The 23511-nt window shown below is 60.5% G+C and carries 20 protein-coding genes; 6 read left to right on the forward strand and 14 right to left on the reverse strand.

Features of this window, described 5'->3' with window-relative positions; translation table 11 throughout:
- Positions 1 to 15: 15 nt before the first annotated feature.
- From arsB to phnE (JH15_RS03665), 5 genes are all read left to right on the forward strand, one after another.
- On the forward strand, positions 16 to 1050 hold the full coding sequence (arsB, locus tag JH15_RS03645) for an ACR3 family arsenite efflux transporter (RefSeq protein ID WP_081948937.1): 1035 nt from the start codon (positions 16 to 18) through the stop codon (positions 1048 to 1050).
- 93 nt (positions 1051 to 1143) lie between these two features.
- Positions 1144 to 2115: a phosphate/phosphite/phosphonate ABC transporter substrate-binding protein gene (gene phnD, locus JH15_RS03650; protein WP_043527100.1), complete on the forward strand. Its 972-nt coding sequence runs from the start codon at positions 1144 to 1146 to the stop codon at positions 2113 to 2115.
- An 85-nt stretch (positions 2116 to 2200) separates the two neighbouring features.
- Positions 2201 to 3022, forward strand: a complete 822-nt coding sequence (gene phnC / locus JH15_RS03655) for a phosphonate ABC transporter ATP-binding protein (protein WP_043527102.1) — start codon at positions 2201 to 2203, stop codon at positions 3020 to 3022.
- Positions 3019 to 3828 carry a phosphonate ABC transporter, permease protein PhnE gene (phnE, locus tag JH15_RS03660; protein WP_043527105.1) on the forward strand — a complete coding sequence of 270 codons (810 nt, stop codon included), beginning with the start codon at positions 3019 to 3021 and terminating at the stop codon, positions 3826 to 3828. The genes phnC and phnE (JH15_RS03660) overlap by 4 nt, the downstream gene beginning before the upstream one ends.
- Positions 3825 to 4655 (forward strand): phosphonate ABC transporter, permease protein PhnE, encoded by an 831-nt coding sequence (phnE, locus tag JH15_RS03665; RefSeq protein WP_043527108.1) that lies wholly within the window; start codon positions 3825 to 3827, stop codon positions 4653 to 4655. Before phnE (JH15_RS03660) ends, phnE (JH15_RS03665) begins: the two co-directional genes overlap by 4 nt.
- Positions 4656 to 4705: 50 nt before the next feature.
- Here the strand turns inward: phnE (JH15_RS03665) and JH15_RS03670 are convergent, their stop codons facing one another.
- The 9 genes from JH15_RS03670 to JH15_RS03710 form a co-directional block, all read right to left on the reverse strand.
- Positions 4706 to 5035, reverse strand: coding sequence for a YnfA family protein (locus tag JH15_RS03670; protein WP_043527110.1), 330 nt, complete (start codon positions 5033 to 5035; stop codon positions 4706 to 4708).
- A gap of 29 nt (positions 5036 to 5064) precedes the next feature.
- Positions 5065 to 6309, reverse strand: a complete 1245-nt coding sequence (gene arsJ, locus JH15_RS03675; protein WP_043527113.1) for an organoarsenical effux MFS transporter ArsJ — start codon at positions 6307 to 6309, stop codon at positions 5065 to 5067.
- Positions 6302 to 7318, reverse strand: coding sequence for an ArsJ-associated glyceraldehyde-3-phosphate dehydrogenase (locus JH15_RS03680; RefSeq protein WP_043527115.1), 1017 nt, complete (start codon positions 7316 to 7318; stop codon positions 6302 to 6304). Before JH15_RS03680 ends, arsJ begins: the two co-directional genes overlap by 8 nt.
- A 137-nt stretch (positions 7319 to 7455) precedes the next feature.
- The gene (gene pstB / locus JH15_RS03685; RefSeq protein WP_043528751.1) at positions 7456 to 8265 is read right to left on the reverse strand and encodes a phosphate ABC transporter ATP-binding protein PstB; all 810 of its coding nucleotides are present in this window, start codon (positions 8263 to 8265) and stop codon (positions 7456 to 7458) included.
- Positions 8266 to 8330: 65 nt separating this feature from the next.
- Complete coding sequence (gene pstA / locus JH15_RS03690; protein WP_043527118.1) at positions 8331 to 9497, reverse strand: phosphate ABC transporter permease PstA; 1167 nt, start codon at positions 9495 to 9497, stop codon at positions 8331 to 8333.
- 18 nt (positions 9498 to 9515) lie between these two features.
- Positions 9516 to 10772, reverse strand: a complete 1257-nt coding sequence (pstC, locus tag JH15_RS03695; protein WP_043527120.1) for a phosphate ABC transporter permease subunit PstC — start codon at positions 10770 to 10772, stop codon at positions 9516 to 9518.
- 103 nt (positions 10773 to 10875) lie between these two features.
- On the reverse strand, positions 10876 to 11904 hold the full coding sequence (locus tag JH15_RS03700; RefSeq protein ID WP_043527122.1) for a PstS family phosphate ABC transporter substrate-binding protein: 1029 nt from the start codon (positions 11902 to 11904) through the stop codon (positions 10876 to 10878).
- 93 nt (positions 11905 to 11997) lie between these two features.
- Positions 11998 to 12720, reverse strand: a complete 723-nt coding sequence (locus JH15_RS03705; RefSeq protein WP_043528752.1) for a sulfite exporter TauE/SafE family protein — start codon at positions 12718 to 12720, stop codon at positions 11998 to 12000.
- The gene (locus tag JH15_RS03710) at positions 12713 to 13897 is read right to left on the reverse strand and encodes a Bcr/CflA family multidrug efflux MFS transporter (protein ID WP_043527124.1); all 1185 of its coding nucleotides are present in this window, start codon (positions 13895 to 13897) and stop codon (positions 12713 to 12715) included. Before JH15_RS03710 ends, JH15_RS03705 begins: the two co-directional genes overlap by 8 nt.
- 137 nt (positions 13898 to 14034) lie before the next feature.
- On the opposite strand from JH15_RS03710, the gene JH15_RS03715 reads away from it, so the two are divergent.
- On the forward strand, positions 14035 to 15702 hold the full coding sequence (locus JH15_RS03715) for a methyl-accepting chemotaxis protein (RefSeq protein ID WP_043527126.1): 1668 nt from the start codon (positions 14035 to 14037) through the stop codon (positions 15700 to 15702).
- Between the two features lie 35 nt (positions 15703 to 15737).
- Here JH15_RS03715 and JH15_RS03720 read toward each other — a convergent pair whose 3' ends face one another.
- The 5 genes from JH15_RS03720 to hrpA form a co-directional block, all read right to left on the reverse strand.
- Positions 15738 to 16244, reverse strand: coding sequence for an STAS domain-containing protein (locus JH15_RS03720; protein WP_043527128.1), 507 nt, complete (start codon positions 16242 to 16244; stop codon positions 15738 to 15740).
- The gene (locus JH15_RS03725; protein WP_043527132.1) at positions 16231 to 17424 is read right to left on the reverse strand and encodes a PP2C family protein-serine/threonine phosphatase; all 1194 of its coding nucleotides are present in this window, start codon (positions 17422 to 17424) and stop codon (positions 16231 to 16233) included. The genes JH15_RS03720 and JH15_RS03725 overlap by 14 nt, the downstream gene beginning before the upstream one ends.
- An 18-nt stretch (positions 17425 to 17442) precedes the next feature.
- On the reverse strand, positions 17443 to 18141 hold the full coding sequence (locus JH15_RS03730; protein ID WP_231566391.1) for an MlaA family lipoprotein: 699 nt from the start codon (positions 18139 to 18141) through the stop codon (positions 17443 to 17445).
- A gap of 146 nt (positions 18142 to 18287) precedes the next feature.
- Complete coding sequence (locus JH15_RS03735) at positions 18288 to 19409, reverse strand: beta-ketoacyl-ACP synthase III (RefSeq protein WP_043528754.1); 1122 nt, start codon at positions 19407 to 19409, stop codon at positions 18288 to 18290.
- A gap of 63 nt (positions 19410 to 19472) precedes the next feature.
- A complete protein-coding gene (gene hrpA / locus JH15_RS03740) occupies positions 19473 to 23474 on the reverse strand; it encodes an ATP-dependent RNA helicase HrpA (protein WP_043527137.1) in 4002 nt (1333 codons plus the stop codon).
- Between the last annotated feature and the right edge of the window lie 37 nt (positions 23475 to 23511).

The raw sequence follows: 23511 nt of genomic DNA on the forward strand, positions 1-23511 counted from the left end.
AGCATCGCCGAAGGCATGGGCGTGTTTGAGCGTTACCTCTCGTTATGGGTAGCGTTGGCCATCGTCGCAGGTATAGTGCTCGGCCAATTTGCGCCGGCGGCCCCCCAGGCCCTCGCGCGTTTCGAGGTTGCCCAGGTTTCTATTCCCGTCGCCATTTTGATCTGGGCAATGATCTTCCCGATGATGTTGCAGATCGATTTCAGCTCGGTACTCGGCGTACGCCGCCAGCCCAAGGGGTTGGTGATCACGACCACGGTCAATTGGTTGATCAAGCCGTTCAGCATGTTCGCCATCGCCTGGTTCTTCCTGATGGTGGCGTTCCGCCCATGGATACCCGAACCGCTGGCCCAGCAATACCTGGCAGGTGCCATCCTGCTGGGTGCGGCCCCTTGTACGGCCATGGTCTTCGTCTGGAGCACGCTCACCCGGGGCGATGCCGCCTACACCCTGGTACAGGTCTCGGTGAACGACATGATCATGCTGTTCGCCTTCGCTCCCATCGTGGTCCTTCTGCTCGGGGTGTCGAACATTCAAGTCCCCTGGGATACGGTCGCGCTGTCGGTAGTGCTCTACATCGTGATCCCGCTCACCGCCGGCTATGCGACTCGGCGGATAGTGATCGCCCGGCGGGGGGCTGCATGGTTCGATGATGTCTTCTTGAAGCGCGTGGCCCCGGTCACGCCGATCGGGCTAATCGTTACGCTGGTCCTACTCTTCGCCTTTCAGGGTGAGGTCCTGCTCGACAACCCGCTGCACATCGTGCTGATCGCGATTCCGCTGATCGTACAGACCTTCCTGATCTTCTTTCTCGCCTACGGCTGGGCCAAGCTGTGGCGGGTACCCCATTGCGTGGCGGCCCCCGGTGCGATGATCGGCGCCAGCAATTTCTTCGAGTTGGCCGTGGCCGCGGCCATCGCCCTGTTCGGGCTGCAATCGGGTGCGGCACTGGCCACGGTGGTGGGCGTACTCGTAGAGGTACCGGTCATGCTGGCACTGGTGCGTATCGCCAACGATACACGGCATCACTTCCCTGCCGCTGGACGCGACTGAGCCCCGTCATGAAGCCGTCACCTGTCTGACGCTTAACTGTCACGTGGCTTGTCCACCATGGCCGCTGTTGATAACGACAGCAAGGAACTGGCCATGCCAATCACTTTGGAACGTACCCTTATCGGAACCGCCATCCTTGGCGCAGCGCTGGCAACGAGCCTATCGGTTGCCCACGCCGAATTCTCGCTCAGCGAGCGCTACACCGACGCCGATGGCGACCTGGTAGCGGACATTCCCGAAGACGAGTCGCAGTGGCTCGACCCGGACACCTTGGTCTTTGCCTACACGCCGGTCGAAGACCCTGCCGTGTATGCCGACGTATGGGCCGGTTTCCTGTCGCACATGGAGGAAAAGACCGGCAAGAAGGTCCAGTTCTTCCCGGTGCAATCCAACGCTGCACAGATCGAAGCCATGCGGGCTGGGCGCTTGCATGTGGCAGGCTTCAACACCGGCTCGAACCCCCTGGCCGTGTCGTGTGCCGGTTTCCGTCCCTTTGCCATGATGGCGGCCGAGGATGGCTCGTTCGGCTATGAAATGGAGATCATCACGTATCCGGGATCAGAGATTCGTGAAGTCGAGGACATCCGCGGTCGCACGCTGACCCACACCTCCGAGACCTCGAATTCAGGCTTCAAGGCGCCTACGGCTCTGATGGAATCCGAATTCGGCATGGTGTCGGGCGAGGATTACCAGGTCGATTTCTCGGGCAAGCATGACAACTCCGTCCTGGGTGTCGCCAACAAGGACTATGAAGTGGCGACCATCGCCAACTCGGTCAAGACACGCATGCTCGAGCGCGGCGTGATCGAGGAAGACCAGATAGAGGTGATCTACCAGTCCGATACCTTCCCCACCACTGGGTATGGCGTGGTCTACAACCTGACCCCCGAGCTTCAAGAAGCCATTCAGGAGGCATTCTTCAGCTTCGACTGGGAAGGCTCGGCGCTGGCAGAAGAGTTCGGCCGCAACGGTGAAGAGAAGTTCATCCCCATCACCTTCAAGGAACACTGGGCGGTCATCCGCCAGATCGACGATGCAAACGGTGTCGAATACGACTGCCCCTGATTCTAGGTCGTTTCGGCTCATATCGGAGTGAGCTTCGTTGGCGCGGACACACTTTGTCCGCGCTTACCGTTTGTTAGAGGTCGTCATGTTAACCATCAAGCATCTTTCCAAGACTTACCCAACCGGCGATACCGCCCTGCGTGACGTCTCCTTCAGCGTGTCCCGTGGTCAGGTACTCGGGCTGATCGGTCCTTCCGGAGCGGGCAAGTCGACTCTGATTCGCTGCATCAACTGTCTCGTTGCGCCGTCATCAGGCGAAGTGGCCCTTGGCGGCACCGAGCTCGTCTCCCTCAATGGCGCCGAGCTACGCCGCGCTCGCCGCCGAATCGGCATGATCTTCCAGGAGTACGCGCTGGTCGAACGATTGACGGTGATGGAAAACGTACTTTCGGGGCGCCTGGGCTATGTCCCCTTCTGGCGCAGTTTCACCCGGCGTTTTCCAGGCCCGGATATCGAAAACGCCTATCGGTTGCTGGATCGTGTCGGCCTACTCGCGCATGCAGACAAACGCGCCGATGCCCTATCCGGTGGCCAACGTCAGCGTGTGGGGATCGCCCGCGCCTTGGCCCAGGAACCCGACCTGCTTCTGATCGACGAGCCCACTGCGAGTCTCGATCCCAAGACCAGCCGACAGATCATGCGCCTGATTCAAGAGATCTGCCTCGAAAGAAACCTGCCGGCTATCGTCAACATCCACGATGTGCCGCTGGCCAAGCAGTTCATGGACAGAATCATCGGGTTACGTGCCGGGCAGGTCGTGTTCGACGGGACGCCGGCCACCCTGACCGAGCCAGTACTCACCGACATCTACGGTACCGAGGATTGGACGGCCATGCGTCAGGAGCATGAAGACGATAAGGACGCCGAGCGGGACGCGGCCCTACACTTGGCGGGGGTCGCTCGATGAGCCAGGCCGCCTCCTATCCCAAGCAGTGGAAACGCCCCCCACAGATCATTCGGGACCGGCGCTGGCGGTGGGCGATCCAATTGGCAATCCTGGCCTACCTCGTCATGGCCTTCGGCTCGTTGGAAGTGAGCTGGAGCCGAGTGATCGATGGCCTGGAACGCGGACAGCGCTTCGTGGAAGGCTTTTTGCAGCCCGACTTCACCAGCCGCTGGCGAGACATCCAGCAAGGCCTGATCGAAAGTCTCACCATGACCTTGACCGCAACGGTGGTAGGGGTGCTGGTCTCGGTGCCCATCGGCATAGGCGCCGCCCGCAACCTCGTTCCTCGTCCCGTCTACATGGTGTGTCGTTCAATCATTGCCGTCAGTCGCTCGCTGCAGGAAATCATCATTGCGATCTTTCTCGTGGCGATGTTCGGCTTCGGCCCGTTTGCCGGGTTCATCACCTTGGCCTTCGCCTCGATCGGCTTTCTATCGAAGCTTCTGGCTGACGACATCGAGGAAATCGATGAAAGCCAGGCCGAAGCGATTCGCGCAACCGGCGCCAGCTGGTGGCAACTCTTGCATTATGCGGTGCAACCACAGGTCATGCCTCGCCTGATTGGCCTCTCCCTGTATCGCCTCGATATCAACTTCCGCGAGAGCGCCGTCATCGGCATCGTCGGCGCGGGCGGTATCGGCGCCACCCTGAACACGGCCATCGATCGCTACGAATACGACAGTGCCGGTGCCATCCTGCTGATCGTCATCGGCATTGTCATGGTGGTCGAGTACAGCTCCAGTTATCTCAGAAGGTTTCTTCAATGAGCCATTCGACGCCAAGCGGTAATCCCGAACACTACTCTCAGATATGGACCTTCCGCACGCCGCGAGCGCGCCTTGCCCTGTGGGCGGGCTGGCTACTGCTGGTGGCCCTGTTCGTAGGGTGCTGGCACGTCATGAATGCCAATACGATGTGGGTGTTCGTCACCGACGCACCCACCCAGGCAGCCGATATCGGCAATCGCATGTTTCCGCCTCGGCTGAGTTATTTGCCGGAGCTGATGAAGCCACTCTGGGATACGCTCAACATCGCCACACTGGGCACCCTGTTCGGTGTCATCCTGGCCGTCCCCGTTGCCTTCCTCGCCGCGCGCAATACCACGCCTTCCCCGCTTTTCGTGCGCCCTGCCGCCTTGTTCATCATCGTCACGTCGCGTTCGATCAATTCGCTCATCTGGGCGCTGTTGCTGGTGGCCATCATCGGACCGGGAATCCTGGCAGGCATCATTGCCATTGCCCTGCGTTCTATTGGCTTTGTCGCCAAGCTCCTTTATGAGGCTATCGAGGAAACGGAGGTCAGCCAGGTCGAAGCCGTTGCCGCGACCGGCGCAAGCCGCGCACAAGTGCTCAATTACGCCATCGTGCCGCAGGTGTTTCCTGCCTTCCTGGGGATCTCGGTATTCCGGTGGGATATCAATATCCGTGAAAGTACCATTCTCGGCCTGGTGGGTGCCGGTGGCATCGGGCTCAAGCTGCAATCATCGATCAATGTACTGGCCTGGTCTCAGGTCGCTACTATCCTGCTGCTCATCCTTGGGACGGTGGTGGTGAGCGAATGGGTCTCGTCTCGGGTACGACACGCCGTGATCTAACCGGCCTGCCTATCGGGTCACGGTTCGCCCAGTCGCTACGCCTGGGCGACCTACACCGCTCTGGGTCCGTAGAGGATGATACCGGCCCCTACCAGGCACACCGCGCCGCCGATCAGGTCCCATTGATCGGGCGAGCGATGCTCCACCGCCCATAGCCAGGCCAGCGACGTGGCGATGTAGATCCCGCCATAGGCGGCATAGGCACGCCCGGCGAACTCCGCACTCGACAGGCTGAGCAACCAGGCGAACAAGGCCAGGCTGACCACCCCGGGAACCAACCATAGGATTGACCTGTCGAGCCGCCACCAGGCCCAGAAGGCGAAGCAACCGCCAATCTCGGCAAGCGCGGCGAACAGATACAACAGCGGCGTTGGAAGCATGGTTCCCTCGGGGCAGTGAAAACCCCAGCTTAACCGCTGATCCGCTCCTGCTGCACCTGTTCACGGGGCAGGGCCAGGGCCATCAAGGCGCTAGCGAGTACCAGTATCGCGGCTACCCACAGGCAGGCGGACAAGCCGTACCACTGATAGAGCCAGCCGGAAAGCACCGTACCCAGCAACCGCCCCATGGCGTTGGCCATGTAGTAAAAGCCGACATCCATGGATACCCCATCGGCCCGCGCGTAATGCACGATCAGGTAGCTATGCCAACTCGAATTGATGGCGAACAGCACACCGAACGCCAGCAGGCCGATTACCAGCCAGCCCACCGCCGCCAACGGCATCAGTGCCAAAGCTGCAGCCAATACAGCGAGCACTGTGGCCCATACGGCTGTCTGATTTCGAGCATCACCCTTAACCAGGCGAGTAATACGCGGGGCTTGCGTCTGCACACCGCCGTAGCCGATGACCCAGATAGCCAGCAGGCCACCGACCGTCCAGTGGCTCCAGCCGTGCTGATCGTAGAGAAACACCGGCAGTGCCACCACGAACCACACATCGCGCGAGGCGAACAGGCACAGCCTGGCCGCCGAGAGTACATTGACCGCACGCGACTTGGAGAAGACTTCGGAGAATTTGGGCTTACGCTTCTGCCGTCCCAACTCGGCGCGCAGCCGCACCAGCGACAATGCCAACACGGCGACCAGCAATACTGCCATGACCAAGACCGCGCCACGGAAACCAATCAATGAAAGCAGCGCACCGCCCATGAAGAAGCCCGCCCCCTTGAGGGCGTTCTTGGATCCCGTGAGCAACGCCACCCAGCGATAGAGGGCGCTCTGGGCATTGGCGCTCTCCTTGGGTACGAGTACCTTGACCGCACTTTTGGCGCTCATCTTGTTGAGGTCCTTGGCGATACCCGACAATGCCTGGGCTGCCATGACCCAGGGCACGGTCAGCACTGCGGCAGGCACCATGAGCATGCAGAGCGCGACGATCTGCAGGCCAAGCCCCACGTTCATGGTTCGATTGAGCCCGAGACGTGCGCCCAGCCAACCGCCCACGAGGTTGGTCACGACCCCGAACGCCTCGTAGAAGAGGAACAGCATCGCCACTTCAATGGGCGAATAGCCCAACTGATGGAAATGCAGCACCACCAGCATACGCAGGGCGCCGTCGGTCAGCGTGAACGCCCAGTAGTTTCCCGTGATCAGTAGATACTGACGGACTTCAAACGGTAATGCCTTGAGGCGGCTGGCAAGAGAGTCAGGCACGGCCAACCTTCATTGCCAGTTCCGCGGTACGGTTGGCATAGCCCCACTCATTGTCGTACCAGGCATAGAGCTTGAGCTGGGTGCCGTTAACGACCATGGTCGAGAGCGCATCGATGATCGAACTACGTGGATCTGTGCGGTAATCGACCGAGACCAGGGGCCGCTCCTCATAGCCGAGAATACCGGCGAGTTCACCCTCAGCGGCCGTTTCCAGGGCGGCGTTGACCTCCTCCACCGTGGTCGCGCGCTCGAGCTCGAAGACCATATCGGTGAGCGAAGCATTGAGCAACGGAACCCGTATTGCATGGCCGTTCAACTTGCCATCGAGTTCAGGGAAGATCGCCGTGATCGCCTTGGCCGAGCCGGTCGTGGTGGGGATAAGAGACTGACTGTTGGCGCGTGCTCGACGCAAATCCTTGTGCGGCGTATCGAGGATGGATTGAGTATTGGTGATGTCGTGGATGGTGGTCATCGAGCCGTGACGAATGCCGAACGTTTCTTGAATGACCTTCACCACCGGCGCCATACAGTTCGTGGTGCAGCTTGCCGCAGTGACGATACGATGCTTATCGGCGTCATAACGACCATCGTTGACGCCCATGACAACGTTGAGTACGCCTTCTTCCTTGATGGGTGCCGTGACGACCACCCGAGCGACCCCCTGATCGAGATAGGCTTGAAGCTTGTCGCGGCTCTTCATCGTGCCTGACGCCTCGATGACCACATCACACCCCGACCAGTCACTGTCGGCCAATTCCCGATTGCGGCTGAACGGGATGCGCCGGCCATCGATGACGATCGCTTCGCCCTCGGCCTTGAATCCTTGTCCGGGGGCCCAGTGGCCATGCACTGAATCGAATTCCAGCAGGTGAGCGAAGGTGGCCGCATCGCCGCCGGGGTCGTTGAGCCGCGCCAGCTCGACCTGACCGCCCTCGACCTGGGGCCATACGCTGCGCAGCGTCAGACGCCCCATGCGCCCCAGACCGTTGATGCCGATACGAATCGTCATAGGCTTCCTCTCTTGGCGCCAATTTTCTAGCTTATATGGTTTTCCATATATAGTAGTGAAAGATGACCGTTTCATGTCAGCCCTGCAAGAAAAAAGGGAAGCCCATGGCTTCCCTTTTTATGCCCCTCGGGCGAAGGCTATCCGTAACGGCCGGTGATGTAGTCTTCGGCCTTCTTGGTATGCGGGTTGGAGAACATGGTCTTGGTGTCGTTGTACTCGATGACCTCACCCAGGTGGAAAAACGCTGTGTAGTCGGCCACCCGCGCAGCCTGCTGCATGTTGTGGGTCACGGTGACGATGGTGAACTGCTTCTTGAGCTTGTCCATCAAGTCCTCGATCGTCGCGGTGGAAATCGGATCCAACGCCGAGGTCGGTTCGTCCATCAGGATTACGTCAGGCTTGACTGCAATTGCCCGGGCAATGCATAGACGCTGCTGCTGACCACCGGACAATGAGGTGCCCGGCTGGTGGAGCTTGTCCTTGACCTCGTTCCAGAGCCCCGCGTCTCGCAATGCCTGCTCGACCAGCTCCTCCTGCTCTGCCTTGCGACTGACAAGGTCGTGCATGCGTGGTGCATAGGCCACGTTCTCGAATATCGACTTGGGAAACGGATTGGGCTTCTGGAATACCATCCCCACCCGGCGACGCAGAGCCACCTCATCCATGCGCGCATCGTTAACGTCACGCCCATCCATTTCCACCAATCCCTCGGTACGCACGCTGGGGATCAGATCGTTCATGCGATTCAGGCAGCGCAGGAAGGTCGACTTGCCGCAACCAGAGGGGCCAATCAATGCCGTGACGTTCTTCTGAAAGATATCCAGGCTGATGTTCTTCAGCGCCTGGTTCTGGCCATACCAAAGGTTCAAGTCACGCACGCGAATGCTCAGTTCATGATTGGCACTGTCGTTGCGGGTGACCGGCTGACCCGATTGCTGACTGGACATGGCGTTACTCTCCCGCTCGGCAACTTGCATATTCATAAGCTTGATCCTGTATGTTGCGCCACGATCTACCAGCGACGCTCGAATTTCTTGCGCAGCACTACCGCGGTGGCGTTGAGAGCGATCAGGATGCTCAGCAGCACCAGGATGCCGCCGGCGGTCTTCTCGACAAAGGCACGTTCGGGCTCGCCCGCCCAGGTAAATACTTGTGCCGGCATCACCGTGGCTGCATTGGTGAAGGAAATGCCGACGTCGGGAATGAACGCCACCATGCCGACGATGATCAAGGGCGCGGTCTCCCCCATGGCCTGGGCCAGACCGATGATCGAACCGGTCATGATGCCCGGCATGGCCAATGGCAGGACATGATCACGCACCGCCTGCCAGCGCGAGCATCCTACACCGAAGGCTGCGTGCCGGATCGAATCGGGAACGCTACGCAGTGCCGTACGCGTGGCGATGATGATCACCGGCAGGGTCATCAACGCTAGGGTCATCCCCCCCACCAGAGGAGAGGAACGTGGCACACCGAAAAAGTTGATGAAGATCGCCAGGCCCAACAGGCCGAACAATATCGACGGAATCGCGGCCAGGTTATTTATATTGATCTCGATGAGCTGGGTCAGGCGATTGTCGGGTGCGAACTCCTCAAGATATACCGCCGTCATCACTCCGATAGGAAAGGCGATTGCCAGCGTCACGAGCATGGTCATGACGGTACCCACCACGGCAGCGAGGATGCCCGCACTTTCGGCCATTTTGGAGTCGCCATTGGTGAAAAAGGTGGTATTGAACTTGAGTTCCACCTGGCCGCTCTCGGCCAGTTCATCGACCCTCGCCCGCTCCTCCTCCGACAGCTTGTTTCGGTGGCCCTTGAGGTACTGATCCACTTGGCTATTGGCAAGCACCCAGCGCTGCTCGCTGGTACCGAGCAAATCGGGGTTGTCGCGAATCATGCCGGGAATGAGACGTTCGAAGCTACGACTGACCAAGCTCGAAATCTCCCGGTCCATGGCCGCGCGTCCCATGCGAGTCGCGTCTTCGTTGTAATCGACTTCGACCTGAATGTAGGCCTGCTGGAAGGCTGGTAAGCCCTTGTTGAGCATGTCGCTAAAGAAAAGCACCAGGAACAGGCCGGCCAGCCCCAACGCTCCCATCGAAATCCACTTGAGGCGCGCCGATTTGCGGTGACGCTTCTTGAGCTGGGCGCTGATCTCATCGAAGGAATGATTCATCGGTTAGAACCCTCGGCCTTACAGATTGTTGACACGATACTTTTCGCGGAAGCGACGGATCATGATCACCGACACCAGATTGAGGCTCAGCGTGACGGCAAACAGCACCAGTCCCAGCGCAAAGGCAGAGAGCGTCTCGGCACTTTCGAATTCCAGATCGCCGGTCAGCGCCGCGACGATTCGTACTGTCACTGTGGTCATGTCCTCAAGCGGATTGGCGGTGAGGTTGGGACGCATGCCGGCGGCCATGACCACGATCATGGTCTCGCCCAAGGCCCGTGACACTGCCAGCAGCGAAGCGGAAATGATCCCGGGCAATGCCGCCGGAATGACTACATCACGAATTGTCTCGCTCTTGGTCATGCCCAAGGCGAGCGATCCCTGGCGCATGCTGTCGGGCACCGAGTTAATGACATCGTCGGACAGCGACGAGATGAACGGGATGATCATGATGCCCATGACCAGCCCGGGAGCCACGGCGTTATTGAACGAGGCATCGAGACCGAAGAAACCCGCCACATTGACGATGATCGGGGCCACGGTGATTGCGGCGAAGAAGCCATAAACCACGGTGGGAATACCGGCCAACACCTCGAGCGTCGGTTTGGCGAATGTACGCACGCGGGCAGGGGCAAACTCGGACATGTAGATGGCCGAGAGCAAGCCGACGGGAATCGCCACCAGCATGGCAATCGCCGTGATCATGAACGTACCGGCGAACAGCGGTACCGAGCCGAACTGGGCGGCAGCCCCCCCCTCGTCGCCTCGCCCGGCGGCAACCAAGAAGCTCGCCCCGGGGTTCCAGACGGTCCCCGTGATGAAGTCCCAGAAGCTGTGCATCTGGAAGAAACGCAGTGCCTCGAAGACGATCGAGAACAGGATTCCGAACGTGGTGAAAATCGAGATCAGCGCCGCGCCTATCAGGATCCAGCCAATCACGCGCTCGATGGCCTGGCGGGCATGGAAGTCGGGCTTGGCTTTGTTGATACCGAACATCAATCCGAGGGCAGCGATGATCAGGCTGCCTGCCAGCAAATAAGGCACCGGGATCTCGGCACCCAACAAGAGCATGACGAAGGCGCCCAGGGCGCTGACGAGTAGCGCCGGCCCCGCAGTCGCCAGTACAGCGAACCAAGCGTACTGGTCGGGCTGGGCGTGCATGGCCACGCCCGCGGCACGCACGCGTGCCGCCTTGGCCCGGCCGATGAAGAAGGCTATCAGACCCAGCAGCAATAACGCGCCGCCGAACAGTGCCAGGAGAGGATTGGTCTGCATAGATGTCTCTCGATGTTGACTTCGACAGCCTGGCTGCCGGAACGTGCAACGGCCGGCAACCCTGGGGTTGCCGGCCGGACAGGCTTGTTAGCCCGGTACCCCTTTATTCGAGATCGGATGCCTGGAGTTCGGCGCGCTCTTCGACCTTCTGACGGGTCTGTTCACGCTCTGACTCGGGCAGCGGGATCAGGCCGATATCAACCAAGTAACCGTCTTCACCGATCATGGTCTCGGACACGAACATGTCGACGTAGTCATACAGCGGCGGTACGTCTTCAGCGTGCTGATTCTTCACGTAGAAGAACAAGGAACGCGCGATCGGGTAATCGCCGGCACTGATGGCTTCAACCTCAGGCTCGACACCTTCGATGCTTGCGGCGTTCAGGCTGTCGGGATTCTCGACCAGGAAAGAGTAACCGAAGATGCCGAAGGCACCGGTGTCCTCGCTCAGGCGCTGAACGATCAGGTTGTCATTCTCACCGGCATCGATGTAGGCGCCGTCGGCACGAATGTCGGTGTAGGCTTCGCCACCGTAGACATCCATTTCAGAGGAAGCCGCTTCCATCACCAGTTCCTCGAAGGCATCGCGGGTCCCGGAGGTGCTGGGCGGTCCGTAGATCGAGATCTTGCGATCCGGCAGCGAGGAATCGATATCGCTCCAGTTCTGGTAGGGGTTGTCGACCAACTCGCCATCCTGCGGCACCTTGGCGGCAACCGCCAGGAACAGCTGCTCCAGTGTCAGATCGAGCGCGTCGTTCTGGCTGGACTGGGCAAAGACGATACCATCGGAACCAATCTTGACCTCGGTGACGCTGGTGACGCCATTTTCTTCACAACGCTCCAGTTCAGAGGCCTTGATGCGGCGTGAAGCGTTTGAAATATCAGGAGTTCCCTCACCCACCCCGTTACAGAACAGGCGGATACCACCACCGGAACCCGTGGATTCGATGACCGGTGTCGGATTGTTGGTCGTGGCACCGAACTCTTCGGTGACGTAGCTCGCGAACGGATAGACGGTGCTCGAGCCGACGATGCGGATCTGATCACGCGCGTGGGCGGCAGACGCCACACCCATTACAGCAACAGCGATGGCGGTAGCCTTGAGTGCGCGGGACTGCAGGATGCGATTCATGCGGGTAACTCCTGTCGATGAGAGTGTTCAACCTTCGCGAGACACACGATGCCGCACGAAAATGACAACTTCATGACAGGTGAAGCCTTTGTGTCATAAAAGTAGGCCGAGGGCAGCCAGGGTCGAGATCGCCAGCGAGGCGTATTGAAGAAACCGCCGGTCGACACGCTGCGCCAGAGGGCGCGCCAAGGTATTGCCAATCACGATGAAGGGAAGGAAGGTCAGCGCAATGGCCAGGTGCCATAGGCGAATCTGCCCCGCCAATGCCAGGGCAATCAGCGTCATGCTCGCACTGCAGATGAAGAAGGCGGCCAGATTGCCACGGATACTGTCCGGCGGCAGGCGGTGCATCAACAGGGCAATCGGTGGGCCGCCAATCGCCGATACCGTGCCAAACACGCCGGAGAGTATCCCGGCGATAAACAGCGTGACGCGATTGACCGGCAAGCTGATGCGACACAGGCTCACGGCCACGGCGGAAAGCACGATCAAGGAAATGATCTTCTCGAGCACGGCCAGCGGTGCCGCCAGCAATAACCAGGTGCCCATCACGGTGCCCGGGATGCGACCCACCAACGCCATGCCGATCACCGTGACGCGGACCTCATGCCGGTACTGGCCAAGCATCATCAGCGACACCAGAAGCCCGAAAATCACCAGGATCACCGGCACCAGGCGAGGCTCGAGCATCAGCAGGATCGGCGTTCCTACCACGGCCAGTCCAAACCCGGTGATCCGTTGCACCAGAGCACCGATCAGCAAGGTCAGGCTGCAGGCCGACCAGACCGCGAAGGAGACGCCGAAAACCTCAGGCATGCCCCGCCCGGCCAGCCAGGATGCGTAGCCCGACATTACCGATCACCGCGACGGCAAGCATGGTGGCCACCATTGGCCAGGCACTGTCGATCTCGAAGGCGCCGACCAGCACACCCGCCAAGGCGCCACACGAAAACTGAATACTGCCCTGCAAGGCGGCGGCCGTGGCACTCATGTGGCTGAAATGCTCGAGCAACGAGGAGATGGCGTTAGGGGCAATCAAACCGATGACGCCCATGAACATCATGACCAGCGGCACGATGGTATAGAGCGTATCGAGCCCGGTCGCCACGACCAGTACCAGGCCCAGTGCCGCGGCCAACTGGATAGCGAGCCCCAGGCGCAAGTTCTGCTGCGGCGAGCGTCGACGCATCAAACGGATATTGACGCGTGTCGACGTGGCCATGACCAGCACATTGATGCCGAACACCACCGGATACATGGCCGGACTGAGGCCATAATGCTCCATATACAAAAAGGGAGACGCCGTGATGAAGGCGAACATGCCCGAGAACGACATCGAGGCGGCGCAGATATAGCCCATCGCCTCGCGATGTCGCAGCACACTGAGATAGTTTCTCACCACTTGCCGAGGCGAGGCTGCCGGAAGCCCGGGATCGCGGGTCTCCGGCAGATGACGCCCCATCAGCCACATCAGGAAGGCCGCATAGGTTGCCAGAAAAACGAATATCAGCCACCAATCGGCCAGGTAGAGCAGACCGCTACCTACCGCGGGTGCGGCCAGTGGCGCCAACATCAGAATCATGGCCATGGTCGACATTACCTTGGCCGCTTCGCGACCACTGAAGCAGTCGCGCACGATGGCCGCCGAGTTGACGACACACGCGCCTCCTCCCAAAGCCTGGATAAAACGCAGAACCCAGAGTTGATGCAACGTGCCCACCTGAGTGATGGCCAGGCTGGCCAACAGGAATACGGCCAGCCCTCCCAGCAGGACGGGCTTTCGTCCCAGCCGATCCGAAAGCGGTCCACAGGTCAGCTGGCCCAGGGCGAAGCCGAACAGGAATACGCTGATCGATAGCTCGGTATGATGAATGCTTGCGCCTATCGTCTCGGCCAATGCCGGCATGGCCGGCAGATAGGCATCGATGGCGAACGGGGCCAGAGCAGTGTTGGCGGCAACCAGAAAGGCAACGCGCCGAGCGTTAAGAACCAAATGAGCCTCCTTGCGAGAAATTTAGGCTGCTAATAATACTCCCATTTAATGACAGACGGCAGTCGCCGGAAGTCGACCACAAACTGCAATAACTCTCTGTTCTGATAACACGACCTTTACCGGGAGCAGGGATACCCATGAAACTCTTCAATAACCTCTCCGTACGTACCGCCTGGACGTTACTGGTGGGCACTTTCAGCCTACTGGTCATCAGCGTCGGTGCCCTTGGATTCTACGCCAGCCACTCCGGCCGAGACGCTTTCGACGCGCTCAATGAAATTCATGTCGAGCAATCCCAGGCGCTCAATCAAGCGTATATCGACCTACTTCGGGCTCGTATCGAGATGGATCGCGCCGCCGAATTATTGCGTATCCCGTCGTTCGATCGCCCTGGCCCGGTCATCGAGCGTGCCGAAGCACTGATGTCACAGTCTCGGCAAGCCTTCGATCGCTTCCTCGGCATCCCTTCCCTGCCCGAGCAGACCGAGGTGGCAGAGAGCCTGATAGAACGTTATCAATCACTGCTCGATACGGGTATGACCCTGCAGTTGATGATGCTGAAGGACCAGGACGATGCTGGCTACCGTTCGGGCCAATCACGCATTACAGACATGAGCCAAGCCCTGATCGCGGGTGTCGACGATTTCGTCTCGGCCTCGGCGCGGGAAGGTGAACGACTCGTATCGCATGCGGAGCAGCTCGACATGTGGCTCCGGTTTGCCATCGGCCTGGCCGTCACGCTGAGCCTTGTCATCGCGTTGCTATCGCTATGGGCCATGCGCCATCATGTCATGCGCCCCCTGGGCAGAATTATCGACCATTTTCGTGCAATCACCGCGGGTGATCTGACCCAGCCGGTCGAAGCTCGGGGGCGCAATGAGGTGGGCCAGCTGTTTCTCGAACTGGAACGTATGCGCGTTTCTCTCGCGGAGATGGCGACCCAGCTCGATGGCAGTAGCCAACATGTGCTGGCCAGTGCCCAACGCATGAATGCCGGTAATCACGACCTCGCGCAGCGAACCCAGGAGCAAAGCGCCACCCTCGAACGGACCGCTGCCGCCCTCACAGAAATGACTGCCGCGGTCGCTCACAATGCCGATGGTGCCGAGCGAGGCAAGACGGTGGCGCAAGATGCCACGGAAAAGGCCCGGGAAGGGAGTCGCGTGATCCAGGACTTCATCGACACGATGGGCGACATCCATCAGCGCTCGGCCCAGATCGACGACATCATCGGCCTTATCGATAGCCTGGCGTTTCAAACCAGCATTCTGGCACTCAACGCCTCGGTCGAGGCCGCTCGAGCCGGCGACCAGGGCAAGGGCTTCGCCGTGGTCGCCAACGAAGTACGCAACCTGGCCTCTCGCAGCGCCGAGGCAGCGCACCAGATACGCGGGCTCGTGGATGATTCTCGATCGAGCATCGATCGTGGGAATGCCCTGACCTCGCGCGCGGCGTCAGGCATGCAGACCATCGTCGTTGCCATCGACGAAGTCGACGCACTGATGGCCCAGATCGCCAAAGCATCGGGGGAGCAACACCGGGCAATCGCCCAGCTCAGTGCCGCCATGAATCAGATGGATGCGGTGACCCAGGACAACATTCAACTCGTCGAGGTCGCCAGCGATGATGCCAGGGCGTTGGAAGAACAGGCGAGCCGCATGCGAGAGCAGGCCGCACGCTTTACGACCCACAAGGCGTCGATGATAGGGCTCCCCGGTGTATGGCAACCTAGGGTCATCGAGGAAAACGAGTCAGACAGGGTAAAGCGAGGTCACTATTCGATAATGAACGACGAACAGGAATAGTCATGCATGGCCTCGCCGGTTCGCTATCGGCCAGGTCACTGCACGGGGTCGTGCTGCTGGGATTCGAGCAGTTCCACCAACGGCTGAAACTGCTCGCGATTATGGTCGTTCATGTGCATCAGGATGCGATGCGCTTCCAGAATACGCTTTTGCATTCCGGCTTCATCGGCTTCCACCTGGGGCAGATCCGCCAACGTTGACGGCTCGGTGAGGGGCGACTCGACCACGGTGAAGAAGTGCGAGAACCCCATCACATCGAGCATACGGCGGATATCGGGATGGTCGGCCACGATCGTCGGCGGCTGTTCCAGTTTGCCCTGCACCGCCATGGCGACCTTGGCAAGAAAACCCAACGCCGTCGAATCGACATTGGTGGCATCGCGAAGATCGATCATCACGGCCTTGAGTCCGGGGGTGCCGGCCAGGCGCTGAGCCTGGTTGTCGAGTGTCGCGCAAAGTGTCAACCGCACGTCACCGCAGAGTTTGAGGACGAATACGCCGGAGTCGTATGCCGCCTTCAACCGTCCTTCATGGTTTATCATCGTCAAATCCGCTCAACGTCATGATCGTCAGGTCATCGGGAAGGTCGTCATGGCCAGGAGAATAGCCACCGGTGTCGTCGTCACCGTCTGTGGGATTCTTCAATGCCAGTGCCTCCCTCAGTGCGGCCACGCTGTCACAGGCCAACACGAGACGCTCAAGTTCCTTGAGCCGAATGTCGAGCGTTTCGCCCGGCAGACACTCCAGCACACCGTCAGAACACATCCATAGGCGAAAGTTCTGCGGCAGTGCACAATCCAGACAAGGATACTCCACTCCCGGAAACAGGCCAACCGGCATTCCCTCGCCCTTCAATACCCGAACCTCGCCGCCCGACACCATCAATGGCATGGGCAACTGAGCGCCTAGGGAGTAATACAGATGGCCCTCTTCATGATCGATCACTCCAACCAGCAACGTCGCGTGCTTGCCGATTCCGGTATCGAGCAACTCCCGATTGAGGTCGGAAAGCCATCTTGCCGGCAGCCGCTCGGGATCCTTGCCGTCCCACTCCGCCAACCAGCGATTGCACAGGTACTTGAGCAGCACCGTGACGAACGCCGATGACGCCCCATGTCCGGAGACGTCGGCAAAGTAGAACACGCTGTAGTCATCGTCATAGCGCTGAAAATCGAAGAAATCCCCTGACAAATAGAGCGATGGGGCCAGCCAGTAGTCGAGCGTCACGCCCGACAGGGTCAAGGGTTGGGGCGGCAACATACGACGCTGGATCTGACCGCCTGTCTGCTGGTCCAGGCGCAGCATGGCCAGGTGGGTCTCGAGACTCTCGTTGAGTTCAGCCAGCCGTTCCCGATCCCGAGCGTGTTCATCCGCCAAGCGTCGGTTCTCGATGACCTTGCTGATCATGTGGCGCAGAATCTCACCATGCCGCAACGGCTCGACAATGTAATCGACCAGTCCGGCATCCACCGCCTTGAGCAGATTGCTGTCGAGCCTCGAATCGCTGACGACCATGGCCGGTCGATGTGCGGCAAGCCCCGGCCACTCCTGGCTGGGCACGGCACGGGCATGCGCCACGATCAAGGCCGTCTCGTCAGGCAAGTGTTCGGGGCGTTCGGCGCAAACGACGGCAAAGCGCCCCTTGGCGATGGTCTCTGCCAAGGCGTCGCGCTCGCTACCGGGCCGGTCGATGACTCCGATCAACACACGTGGGCTAGCCATGGGATTTCGCTCCCTGCCTCATTCGGCAAACGCGTCATCGTCGTAGTCGAACTCGTAGTCGTCGCTGGCGAAGGGATCGTCGCCCAACTCGCCGTCACTCACTTCGAAGCGGCGCCGTTGCAGGTAGGTATCGCGGATGAAAGCGTAACGATCTCCGCTGATCAGGTCTTCCTGTTCGAGTAGACCGGCACGCAAGTCGATGACGCGTAGCGCCAGGAGTGAGTAGCGTACGGCATCGTCCTCGATATAGGTCGTCGGGTAGGTGGCCATGTCGAAAGGTAAGCCGCCGGTGTCCCGCACGGTGCTCGGGCCCAGCAATGGAAGCATCAGGAAAGGACCTTCGCCCAGGCCCCAGACACCCAGGGTTTGACCGAAGTCCTCTTCACGCGCGGTAATATCCATGCGGGTAGCGACATCAAAGAGCCCCCCGACCCCCAGGGTCGTATTGATGATGAAGCGTCCACCGGATCGACCGGCATTGGCCGGCTTGCCTTGCAGCAGGCTATTGAGGGTGGTGCGAATCTCGCCCAGGTTCGAGAAGAAGTTACCGACACCCGACTGCACCGGCTCGGGCGTGATCGCCACGTAGCCCCGCGCCACCGGTTTCAGAACCGCCCGGTCGAGCGCATCATTGAACGTATAGACCCGACGATTGAACCCCTCCCATGGGTCGTCGGGGTTGCGTTCCATTGTCTGTTGCCCGGCACAACCGCTCATGATCAAGATGGCACCGGCTAACGCCGGCCAGTAGCGCCGAACTCCCCTTCTGCCGCCCTTCCCTTCCCTGCCAGTCATCAGGCTCACCACTCGCTAGTCATGTCGTTTCGTTATGGTTCTTGGTTGCCTTGGCGGTATCGATCCGCTCAGATCCGGCGCACCACGACGCAGCCGGCACTGTAGCCCGCACCGAAGGAACACACCACCCCCATACTACCTACCGCGAGATCGTCTCTGTGCAAGTGGAAAGCGATGATCGAGCCTGCCGAGCTGGTATTGGCATAGCGGTCGAGAATGATCGGCGCCTGTTCCGGGGTGGGCTCGGTACCCAATACCCGACGGCCGATCAGATCGTTCATGTGTCGGTTGGCCTGGTGTAGCCACAAGCGCGAGAGCTTTGGACCTTGCAAGCCAAGGGAATCGAGATGCTCATTGATGAGTTCGGCCACCAGCGGACAGACCTCCTTGAAGACCCGCCGCCCTTCCTGGACGAAAAGCTTGTCTTCCGCCAAGGGATCGCTGTCGGTGATCCGGTTGAGGAAGCCGGCATTGTTGCGAATGGCATTCGAAAAGCGCGTTGCCAGGCGAGTACCCAGAATCTCGAAGCGCGATTCGGCAGACGCCACCTTGGCGGATTCGATCACCACGGCAGTGCAGGCATCGCCAAAAATGAAATGGGAATCCCGGTCGCGGAAGTTGAGATGGGCCGAGCATATCTCCGGGCTGACCACCAGAGCACGCTGAATGTTGCCCGATCGAATGGCATTGGCGGCGGTATCGATGGCAAAGGTGGCCGAACTGCAGGCCACGTTCATGTCGAAGGCATAACCCCCGGTGCCCAAGGCATTCTGCAACTCCACCGCGACGGCCGGATAGGGCCGTTCGAGGTTGGAGCAGGCCACGATCACTAGATCGATATCCTGAGCACTCACGCCGGCACGCTGCAGGGCCTCTTGGGCCGCTGACAGGCCCATCTCGCACTGGATCGATGGCTGATCATTGCTGCGTGCGGGCAGCCTTGGCCGCATGCGCTCGGGGTCGAGGATACCCTCGGCGTCGAGGACGTAGCGGCTATGTATACCCGACGCCTTGACGATGAATTCGGTGCTCGAATAGGCGAGTGGTTGACGTTCGCCAGCCTCGATGGCCTTGGCGTGTCGCTCGTTCTCTCTGTCCACCCATGTGTTGAAGGTGGCAACAAGGGCATCGTTGTCGATGGCGTGCTCGGGCGTATAAAGCCCGGTACCGGTAATCACCGCATGTGTCATGGTGTCTCCCAACGGCGGCATGGTGTCCGCCTTGATTCTCTATCGGCAGTACGCAGGCCGCCGCTAGTGGCGGCCGGTAATCTCCGCCCACTGTCGTTCCAGTCTCTTGGTGGAAACCGGCATCAGGGTACCGAGCTGTTGGGCGAACAAGGATACGCGCAGCTCCTCGATCCACCAGCCGAATTCCACCAGACGCGGATCTTCCATACCTGCCCGACGGCTCGATTCCCGCCGTTCGGCCAGGCGTGTCTCGAATGCGTTGACCTCTTGCATCATCACCTGGTCACGCATCCGCTCCCGGGGGGCTTTCTCGAGACGAATCAGTGCAGCGTCCATATAGCGCGGGTATTGCTCGAGCCACTCGCCGGCCTCGGAGACGAATCCAGGGTGCACGAGGCGCGTCATCTGTGCCTTGAGATCACTGTATACCAGCGCCAGAGCGAAGCTCAGGTTGCCCTTCAACGCCTTGGTCACAGCGAGATGTCCGTTGAGTGCTTGCTCCAGCGTCGCGACCATGGCCTCAGCATGAGGCACCAGATCGTCGCGCCGGGCGTCGAGGCGCTCCTGTAGCGCCTGAGGCGAACGCGGCAAGGGGTCGGTGGCTAGCACCTGCAGGAAGGCAGCCTCAACCACATCATCGACCAACTGGCGCTTGCTGCCCACCTTGGCGAACAACAACGCACAGCGGTCGAGCCCCGGTAGACGCTGAAGCTGCCGGACCTGGCTGGGCAATCGCTCCATGGCCAGGCGCTTGATACCCTGTCGGTGCGCTTCGCGCGCCTTGTCGGGATGTTCGAAAAGCTGCACGCTCAGGCTACCGCCCGTTTCCGCCAAGGCCGGATAGGCCTCGACCCGGATCCCCGCCTGGGTGGTGACACGAGATTCCGGTAGGCCCGCCTCGGGGAGATCGGTCAGTACCTCCTGTTCTGCCACCTCTCGACTGAGCGCACGCGCACCTTCGCTGGCCTCATGGGCGAAACGACGCTCGAGTTCAGCCGGATCGCGCCCTTCTCCCAATACGCCACCTTCATGATCGACCACTTTAAGGTTCATGATCAGATGCGGCTCGAGTTGATCGATGCGCCAATCATCGGCGCTCAGACGCAGTCCGGTCTTGACCCGCAGGAATTCGCCCAATGCTGCTGTCAGCGGAACATCGTCGGGCACCAGCGTTTCCAGGGCAGCGTCCACCCAGTCGGGGATCGGCACCACTTGTCTACGTATCGACTTTGGCAACGACTTGAGCAAGGCGATGCACTTCTCACGCAACAGCCCCGGCACCAGCCATTCGAGCCTGGCCACCGGCAATTGCGACAACATCGCGGCAGGTACCGTCATCGTCACCCCATCATCACGAGCCCCGGGCTCGAAATGATAGCTGAGCGGATAGCGCACGCCGTTGAGCACCAATTCATCGGGGTACTGCTCTTCGGTAACATCGTCCGCCTCGCGGCTCATCAGTACCGCACGATCGAACTTGAGGATATTCGGATCCTGCGATTCGGCCTGCTTGCGCCAACGCTCGAAACCCTTGCCATTGATGATGTCGGCGGGTATGCGCTGATCGTAAAAAGCGAACAAGGTCTCCTCGTCGACCAGAATGTCTCGCCTGCGTGCGCGGTCCTCAAGGTCCTCGACCTGCTCGATCATGTCGCGGTTATGTGCAAAGAACGTTGCATCGGTCCGGTATTCGCCCTCGACCAGGGCGCGGCGAATGAATATCTCGCGTGCTTCCTCCGGGGCAATCGGGCCGTAGTGCACCTTGCGCCTCGTGACGATCGGCAAGCCGAACAGGGTGACCTGCTCGAAGGCCACCACTTGGGCACGCTTCATCTCCCAATGCGGCTCGCTGTAACTGCGCTTGACCAGGTGCCCAGCCAACGGCTCGATCCACTGGGGTTCGATGCGCGCTACCTGACGCGCGAACAGCTTGGAGGTTTCGACCAGTTCGCCAGCCATGATCCACTTGGGCGACTTCTTGGCCAGCCCCGAGCCGGGATGAATGAAGAACTTGCGATTGCGCGCCCCCAGGTACTCACGGTTTTCGAGTAGCTGGCCAATATTCGATAACAGCCCCGTAAGGAGTGCCTGGTGCAACCGCGCGCCACTTTCGCGGCGCTGACGCTGGCGCAGCTCGGGGTCCTCGGCAAGCGGCGCAGCCGCAGGCACGGTAATGTCCATGTCGCGAAGTACCTGGCGCAGCTGACGAAATGTGTCGTGCCACTCACGCAGCCGCAGGTAATTGAGGTAGTTGTCTCGACACCAGCGACGCAACTGATTGCCCGATAGCTCGTCGCGTGCGGCCTCGAAACCCAGCCACAGATTCAGCCAAGCGACGAAATCGGATTCGGGGTCGTCCCAACGCTTGTGGGCCTGATCGGCGGCCTGGCGCTTCTCGGCCGGGCGATCGCGTGGATCCTGCACGGCCAGTGCCGAGACCACGATCAGCACATCACGAAGGCACTCTTCCTGCGCGCCCGCCAACAACATGCGCGCAAGACGCGGATCGATGGGCAGCCGCGCCAGCCGTCGGCCGACATCGGTCATGCGCTCACCCTCATCCACTGCGCCAAGCTCGAACAGCAGGCGGAAGCCATCCTTGATGAAGCGTGGGTCGGGGGCATCGACGAATGGGAAGGCCTCGATGTCGCCCAATCGCAGCGACAGCATCGACAGGATCACCGAGGCGAGATTGGTACGCTGGATTTCCGGCTCGGTGAAGGCCGGACGGGCCAGGTAATCCTCCTCGCTGTAGAGGCGGATACACACCCCTTCGGCGATACGCCCACAGCGCCCCTTGCGTTGGTCCGCACTGGCCTGGCTGACCGGTTCGATGGGCAGACGCTGGACCTTGGCGCGGTAGCTGTAACGACTGATTCGCACCAGGCCGGGATCGATCACGTAACGGATGCCCGGTACGGTCAGGGACGTCTCGGCCACGTTGGTCGAAAGCACGATGCGTCGCCCGGTGTGGGATTGGAACACCCGGTTCTGCTCGGCATTGGAGAGCCGCGCATACAACGGCAATATCTCGGTCTGGCGCAGGTCGGCACGTCGCAGGGTATCTGCGGTCTCGCGAATTTCTCGCTCACCTGGCAGGAAGATGAGCACGTCACGTGGCCCATGGAACCAGCGCTTCTCGCGCTCGATGGCTTCGATCTCCTCCACCGCATGCAGGATACCTTCCTGCAGGGTACGGTCTTCCTCGTCAGCCTCTTCACGCAAGAGCGGCCGGTAGTGCACCTCGACCGGATAGGCACGCCCCGACACTTCCACCACCGGGGCCGGTCGCTCGGTCCCATCGGCGGCTTGGGTGCCGAAATGCCGCGAGAACCGCGCCACGTCGATGGTCGCCGAGGTAATAATGATCTTGAGATCGGGCCGGCGGGCGGTCAGGCGCTTGAGATAGCCGAGCAGGAAATCGATGTTGAGGCTGCGCTCATGGGCCTCATCGATGATGATCGCTTCGTAACGGCTGAGGTCGGGATCGTGCTGGGTCTCGGCCAGCAATATCCCGTCGGTCATCAGCTTGACCAGCGTCGTGTCGGCCGTGTGGTCGGTGAAGCGCACCTGATAACCGACCTGCTCGCCAAGGGGGACAGCCAACTCTTCAGCCAGGCGAGTCGCCACTGAGCGTGCCGCCAGACGCCGGGGCTGCGTGTGGCCGATCAATCCGCGACGTCCCAGCCCCAGCTCAAGGCACAGCTTGGGTAGCTGCGTCGTCTTACCCGAGCCGGTCTCCCCCGCAACGACCACGACCTGATTCTCACGCAGAGCCTCGATGATGTCGTCGCGGCGCTCTGCCACGGGCAGTTCGGCGGGGTACTCCAGGCGTACCGGCAAGGCCAGACGCCGCTCGAGCAGAGCGTGGGACTTCTCCAGACGGCGCTCGATCTCGTTCAAGGCCCGGTCGACCGGCTTGCCCTCCCTGGCGCGGCGCGCGAGCCCCGCCAGCCGCCGCTGAAATTCATTTGCATCGCGCAACAGGCAGTCGCCCAGACGAGACCGTAGCGCATCCAGACGAGAAAGATCGGCATTGGGGGGTGGGCGTTTCGTGGTGCTCAAGACATCCTCATCAATAACGAAACCTGCCCGCCCCGAA

It is taken from the genome of Litchfieldella xinjiangensis, from assembly GCF_000759345.1.
GTDB lineage: Bacteria > Pseudomonadota > Gammaproteobacteria > Pseudomonadales > Halomonadaceae > Litchfieldella_A > Litchfieldella_A xinjiangensis.